At 51.1% G+C, this 6,302-nt stretch carries 6 protein-coding genes and 1 pseudogene; 5 read left to right on the top strand and 2 right to left on the bottom strand.

Translation table 11 applies throughout. The annotated features are described in order from the left end of the window. Window positions 1-183 (bottom strand): annotated as a pseudogene (locus NQ012_RS10030) (IS1595 family transposase); the annotation flags it as partial. Between the two features lie 214 nt (window positions 184-397). Between NQ012_RS10030 and NQ012_RS10025 the strand changes: the two are divergent. The 3 genes from NQ012_RS10025 to NQ012_RS10015 are packed head-to-tail and all read left to right on the top strand — an operon-like array spanning window position 398 to window position 2,932. Further along, window positions 398-709, top strand: a complete 312-nt coding sequence (locus NQ012_RS10025) for an ArsR/SmtB family transcription factor (protein ID WP_123804899.1) — start codon at window positions 398-400, stop codon at window positions 707-709. A gap of 56 nt (window positions 710-765) precedes the next feature. Further along, a complete protein-coding gene (locus NQ012_RS10020; protein WP_257067472.1) occupies window positions 766-1,710 on the top strand; it encodes an alpha/beta hydrolase in 945 nt (314 codons plus the stop codon). 10 nt (window positions 1,711-1,720) lie between these two features. Then, window positions 1,721-2,932 (top strand): NADH:flavin oxidoreductase/NADH oxidase family protein, encoded by a 1,212-nt coding sequence (locus tag NQ012_RS10015; RefSeq protein WP_257067471.1) that lies wholly within the window; start codon window positions 1,721-1,723, stop codon window positions 2,930-2,932. Between the two features lie 35 nt (window positions 2,933-2,967). On the opposite strand, the gene NQ012_RS10010 is transcribed toward NQ012_RS10015, so the two are convergent. Further along, on the bottom strand, window positions 2,968-3,309 hold the full coding sequence (locus NQ012_RS10010) for an Lrp/AsnC family transcriptional regulator (protein WP_257067470.1): 342 nt from the start codon (window positions 3,307-3,309) through the stop codon (window positions 2,968-2,970). A 98-nt stretch (window positions 3,310-3,407) separates the two neighbouring features. On the opposite strand from NQ012_RS10010, the gene NQ012_RS10005 reads away from it, so the two are divergent. Then, on the top strand, window positions 3,408-4,301 hold the full coding sequence (locus NQ012_RS10005) for an MBL fold metallo-hydrolase (protein ID WP_257067469.1): 894 nt from the start codon (window positions 3,408-3,410) through the stop codon (window positions 4,299-4,301). A 270-nt stretch (window positions 4,302-4,571) separates the two neighbouring features. Next, window positions 4,572-6,170 (top strand): peptide chain release factor 3, encoded by a 1,599-nt coding sequence (locus NQ012_RS10000; protein ID WP_257067468.1) that lies wholly within the window; start codon window positions 4,572-4,574, stop codon window positions 6,168-6,170. The last annotated feature ends 132 nt before the right edge of the window (window positions 6,171-6,302 follow it).

Genomic DNA, 6,302 nt, shown 5'->3' with positions numbered 1-6,302 from the left:
GCCATCAAACATTTCCAAGTGCGGGCTGTTTTGATAGATGAGTAATCGCAGACGGTGAAAATAATAGGCGGCAGTATTTTTGTTTACACCAACCAATTCGGCAGCTACCCGTGCTGTAACGCCTGCTACAAATAGTTCAATAAGCTTGTTTTGTTTGTAGTGGCTTAAACGGCTTTTTCTCATAGGGATTATTCTAACTGAATTTGAATTTCCCTAGTTATCTAGGACAGCCCCTTCAAAAATACCGGCGGAAAGAACGGAACAGATAAAGGCCGTCTGAAAAATTTTCAGACGGCCTGAAGTATATTCCCAACCATCTTTGCCGTTTATATCAGGCTTGACTTTCCCATCCACCTCAACTTATAATGTGTTTAAATTCTTAAACGCATAAACCGATATGAGCCAAAAAACTGTTGATATTTTGCGGGAATGTATCCCCACGTTCACCGTGCTCAGCGATGAAAACCGCTTGATGATTTTGCATATTCTGTTTGAGCACGGCAGCCTGAATGTTAATGATTTGACCGAACGCCTGCATTTGTCGCGCCCTGCGGTGTCGCATCATCTGAAAATTATGTTGGACGCGGGTTTGGTGGCGGTGGAGCAGCACGGCAAAGAGCGCTATTACGCCGCCACTCTGCAACAAGCCGGCGAACGCTTTCAACGCTTGATGGCATCGTTTGTGGCAGACGGTTGCATTCAACCTTAAATTTTTACATTTTTCGTTTAAATTTTTAAACTTATAAACTTAAAGGAAATATCTCTATGAATACTTATACTCAACAATCCGCTTGGAAGCAGTTGCGCGGCATCATGCCCGCAGCGTACCGTTTGCCCGATGATTTTTTGCCGCAGGAAGAATGGTGGGATTGGCAAGGGCACCGCATCCATTTGGATTGTTACCGCAATCCGCAAGCCCCTGCCAAAGTGATTTTGTTTCACGGCGTCGGCACAAATGGGCGGCAAATGCAAATGGTGCTGGGGCATGTGCTGGCAAAACACGGTTACGAAACCATTGCGATTGATATGCCGACTTACGGCTTAACCGAAGTTAATCCCAATAAAACCGTTGTTTACGATGATTGGATTCAGCTCGGCAGCGATTACATTGATTGGGAAAAACAAAAAGACAACCGCCCGGTGTTTTTGTACGGTTTGAGTGCAGGCGGCATGGAAACCTATGATGTGGCAGCGAAAAACAAAAAAGTCAAAGGCATCATCGGCATGACTTTCCTTGACCAGCGCAATCCCATGGTACGCACGGCCACGGTGCATGACTGGGTGGTTGACCGCGTGGGCACGCCGCTGATGCCGTTGGCGGTCAAACTTGGCTTGGGCAAGCTGAAAATCCCCATGCGTTTGGCGTCCAAAATGTCGGCACTGTGCAATTCCAAAGCGGCCATGAAAGTGTTTTATCAAGACCTCACCTCTGCAGGCAATTCGGCCAGCATTGCCTTTTTGAACAGCTATATGTTTCACGATTTGGTGTGCGAACCCGAGCAATTTGATGTTTGCCCGGTTTTATTGACCCAACCCGAAGCAGACACATGGACACCGCTCGCATTAAGCGAACCCTTTTTAAACCGCATTAAACGCGTTCCCGTGCAAACCGTATTGCTGCCAAACGGCGGGCATTATCCCGTAGAGGCCGAAGCACTCGCCGCGCTGCACCAAGCCGTTTTAGATTTTATCCAAACCCATTTAAACTAGGAAAATAATTATGTTATTTCAATCATTTGCTTTTAAAAACGGCCAAACCGCCAAAAACCGTTTCTTCAAATCCGCCATGGAAGAGCAGCTTGCCAAACACAACCGGCCAACCGAACAGCTTGTCCGCCTGTACGACACATGGGCCAAAGGCGGCGCGGGCGTGTTGGTAACCGGCAATGTGATGGTGGCCGACAACGGCAAAGGCTCGATTAACGATGTGGTGCTGACCGATGAGCGCAGTATGGGCACGCTCAAAGCGTGGGCAAAAGCAGGGAGGCAAAATGATACCTTATTGATTATGCAGATTAATCATGCGGGCAAACAATCGCCCAAAGTGCTGTCGCCCACGCCTGTTGCACCGAGCGCGGTTGCCTTGCAGGGCATGGACGGCTTTATCAACCCGCCGCGCGAATTGGCTGCCGGTGAGATTGAAGAATTGGTCGGCCGGTTTATAGAAACCGCACGGCTTGCCGAACAGGCGGGGTTTTCGGGTGTGCAAATCCACGGGGCGCACGGTTATCTAATCAGCCAGTTTTTATCGCCGCACCATAACCGCCGCAACGACAAATGGGGCGGCAGTTTGGAAAACCGTATGCGCTTTTTGGTGGAAATTTACCAAGGCATTCGGGCGGCGGTGGGTTCTGAATTTTTGGTAGGTTTGAAATTGAATTCCGCCGATTTTCAAAAAGGCGGCTTCGATGAAAACGACAGCATTCGAGTGGTGCAGAAAATGTCGGAATTAGGCATTGACTTTATTGAAATTTCAGGCGGCAATTACGAAAGCCCCGAAATGCTGACGGCGAAGGAAAGCACCAAAAAACGGGAAGCCTTTTTCTTGGATTATGCCGAAAAAGCGCGTGCCGTCAGCCAAGTGTCGCTGATTATTACGGGCGGTTTCCGTTCTGAAGCCGCCATGAGCGAAGCGCTGCAAAGCGGGCATCTGGACTTTATCGGCATAGCCCGCCCGTTTGCCTTAATGCCTGATTTGCCGGATAAAATCCGACAAGGCACTTATCAGACCATCACCACAAACCGTATCAAAACCGGTGTGGCGGCAGTGGATAACAAAGTCGGCGCGGTGCTGGAGATGGATTGGTATATGGCGCAAATGGCGTTAATCGGACAAGGCAAACAGCCAAACCCGAATCTGTCGCCGTGGAAAGTGTTGTTGAAAACCCTGTGGGAAAACGGCAAGGCAGGGCTGAGCACGGGGCGCAGCTGAGTGTTTTTTTTTGGTGTAGGAAATTCTAGCGTTGTTTACACTTTCCGTTTTTTGCATGCAGACCCATTTTGGGATTTTTGAGGGTTGTCAAGAATGCCGAAAGGCACGGCGAAGCCGCATCGTTCTTGAGAATGCTCAAAAATCACGAAACCATCATTCCAGCAAAAAACAAAAGTCGTTTGGCATAAAAAGTGTAAACAACCCGACCTTTTCCCACAGCCGTTGATCACGCCCGCATCCTGCATTTGGCGCACGCGCTCGGCGGCGGCCTGGCCGCTTAAGTGTACGGCACGCCCCAGCTCTTGCCAGCTGATGCGGGCGTTGCGGCGCAGTTCGCGCAAAATGGCTTGGCTGATTTTGTCGTCGGATTTTTTCATTTTCTCTGTTTTCGGGGCGAAAAACGTGAATTATACGCTGTTGCTTGGTCGGCTGAAGTTATAAAATTGCGTTTTCATTTTCTGTTTGGGAACACATTATGGCTCTTTCCATCAAATATTTGCCTTTTCTTTTAACCGGCGCATTGGCGCTGAATGCGTGTGCCGCCCCGGTTTCTTCCGGCCAAATTTCCGCCGCTGCCGCCGAAAACGGCGTGGCTTACCAGCATATCCGCAATGCAACGGCAAAAATCCGTTACGGTGGCAAAACCTTTCTGATTGACCCTTATCTGGCCGCCAAAGGCACTTATGCGGGGTTTGAAGGCACGGTCAACAGCCGGTTGCGCAATCCCCTGATCGATATGCCGGTGTCTGCAAATGAGGTGATGCAAGGCGTTGATGCGGTTATCGTTACCCACACCCATGACGACCATTGGGACAAAGCGGCGCAACAACTGCTGCCGAAAGATTTGCCGGTGTTTGTGCAAAACGCGGGCGATGCAAAAATAATTCGCGAACAAGGCTTTAAAGATGTGCGGGTGGTGGGGCAGAACACCCCGTTCGGCGGGGTGCGGCTGAGCAAAACCGGCGGCCAGCACGGCACGGATGAGATGTATGCCCATCCGCAAATGGCCGAATTGCTGGGCGATGCAATGGGCGTGGTGCTGCAAGCGGCGAATCAGAAAACGCTGTATGTCGTGGGCGATACGGTTTGGAACAGCCGCGTTGACGAAGCCTTGGCCAAATACCGCCCGCAAGTGGTGGTGATGAATACGGGTTTGGCCAAAACGCAGGCGTTTGCCGGCGGCATCATCATGGGCACGGAAGACGTGGGCAAAATGCGCCAAGCCGCGCCGGATGCGGCGATTGTTACCGTGCATATGGACGCAGTCAATCACGCAACCGTAACCACCAAAATGATGCGCGATTATGTGAAGCAGCACGGTTTGAAAGCGGTGTTTGTGCCGAGCGGCGGCGAAGTGTTGAAGTTTTGATATTGGGTTTTGCCGAATATTTGCATCGGGCCGTCTGAAAGTTTTCAGACGGCCCGATGCAAATATTCAAATACGGATTACCCCGGTTTAAATATTGAAAAAACAAGCGTTTTTTTATATAATTCGGCGCCTTGTTTTATTAATCGGTTTGTATGACAGGCCGTCTGAAAAAAAGCTTTCAGACGGCCTGTTGGCAGTTGCGCGGTTTTACCCGTTCAAACCCACCTAAACCGAAACCGTTTTCCATATAGTGTATTGATAAGAGTAACCATGTCGAATATTCCACAAGAAGTGCGCCGCCGCCGCACCTTTGCCATCATTTCCCACCCCGATGCGGGTAAAACCACGCTCACCGAAAAGCTGCTGCTGTTTTCGGGTGCGATTCAGAGCGCGGGTACGGTAAAGGGCAAGAAAAGCGGTAAGTTCGCCACTTCCGACTGGATGGAAATCGAGAAGCAGCGCGGCATTTCGGTGGCTTCTTCGGTGATGCAGTTCGACTACCGCGACCACACCGTCAACCTGCTCGACACGCCCGGCCACCAAGACTTTTCGGAAGACACCTACCGCGTGTTAACGGCGGTGGACAGCGCCTTGATGGTGATTGACGCGGCCAAAGGCGTGGAAGCGCAAACGATTAAACTCCTTAACGTTTGCCGCCTGCACAACACGCCCATTGTTACCTTTATGAACAAATACGACCGCGAAGTGCGCGATTCGCTGGAATTGCTCGACGAAGTGGAGAATATTTTGAAAATCCGCTGCGCGCCGGTTACCTGGCCGATCGGTATGGGCAAAAACTTCAAGGGTGTGTATCACATTCTGAACGATGAAATTTACCTCTTCGAGGCCGGCGGCGAGCGGCTGCCGCACGAGTTCGACATCATCAAAGGCATCGACAATCCGGTTTTGACCGAACGCTTTCCGTTGGAAATCCAGCAGTTGCGCGATGAAATCGAATTGGTGCAGGCTGCCTCGAACGAGTTTGACTTGGAAGAATTTCTGGCGGGCGGACTCACGCCGGTGTTCTTCGGTTCGGCGATTAACAATTTCGGTATCCAAGAGATTTTGAATTCCCTGATTGACTGGGCGCCGGCACCGAAAGAGCGCGATGCGACCGTGCGCATGGTGCAGCCGTCTGAAGAAAAATTCTCCGGCTTCGTGTTTAAAATCCAAGCGAATATGGATCCGAAACACCGCGACCGCATAGCCTTTCTGCGCGTGTGTTCCGGCAAGTTCGAGCGCGGCATGAAAATGAAACACTTGCGCATCAACCGCGAAATCGCCGCTTCCAGCGTGGTTACGTTTATGTCGCACGACCGCGAGCTGGTGGAAGAAGCCTTTGCGGGCGATATTATCGGCATTCCCAACCACGGCAATATCCAGATCGGCGACAGTTTTTCCGAAGGCGAACAACTGGCGTTTACCGGCATTCCGTTTTTCGCGCCCGAGCTGTTCCGCAGCGTGCGCATTAAAAACCCGCTGAAAATCAAACAGCTGCAAAAAGGCTTGCAGCAATTGGGCGAAGAGGGCGCGGTGCAGGTGTTCAAACCGCATAACGGCGGCGATTTGATTTTGGGCGCGGTCGGCGTGTTGCAGTTTGAGGTGGTTACTTCGCGCTTGGCCGCCGAATACGGCGTGGAAGCAGTGTTCGACAACGCTTCGATTTGGTCGGCGCGCTGGGTGTCGTGCGCCGATAAGAAGAAGCTAGCCGAATTTGAAAAAGCCAACGCGGTGAATTTGTCGGTGGACGCGGGCGGTAATCTAGCCTATCTGGCGCCCAACCGCGTGAACCTGAATTTAACGCAGGAACGCTGGCCGGATATCGTGTTCCACGAAACGCGCGAGCATTCGGTGAATCTGAACGCTTGAGTTTAATAGGCAAACCGGCCGAAGTCTTGGCCGGTTTGTTTGTTATTCCGCCACCGCCGTCATACTCGGGCTGGACCCGAGTATCTCTTTGAGACCGTTGCAAAAATATCTTAAGGCCGTCTGAAAGCATTA

Origin of the sequence: Neisseria dentiae, assembly GCF_024580525.1 — a bacterium.
GTDB lineage: Bacteria > Pseudomonadota > Gammaproteobacteria > Burkholderiales > Neisseriaceae > Neisseria > Neisseria dentiae_A.
The sequence above is the reverse complement of the archived record's forward strand: the minus strand, read 5'-3'. Positions and strand labels throughout refer to the sequence as shown.

Coding starts and splice junctions, on each gene's coding strand:
- NQ012_RS10025 (WP_123804899.1), top strand. CDS start 398: ATGAGCCAAAAAACTGTTGATATTTTGCGGGAATGTATCCCCACGTTC.
- NQ012_RS10020 (WP_257067472.1), top strand. CDS start 766: ATGAATACTTATACTCAACAATCCGCTTGGAAGCAGTTGCGCGGCATC.
- NQ012_RS10015 (WP_257067471.1), top strand. CDS start 1,721: ATGTTATTTCAATCATTTGCTTTTAAAAACGGCCAAACCGCCAAAAAC.
- NQ012_RS10010 (WP_257067470.1), bottom strand. CDS start 3,309: ATGAAAAAATCCGACGACAAAATCAGCCAAGCCATTTTGCGCGAACTG.
- NQ012_RS10005 (WP_257067469.1), top strand. CDS start 3,408: ATGGCTCTTTCCATCAAATATTTGCCTTTTCTTTTAACCGGCGCATTG.
- NQ012_RS10000 (WP_257067468.1), top strand. CDS start 4,572: ATGTCGAATATTCCACAAGAAGTGCGCCGCCGCCGCACCTTTGCCATC.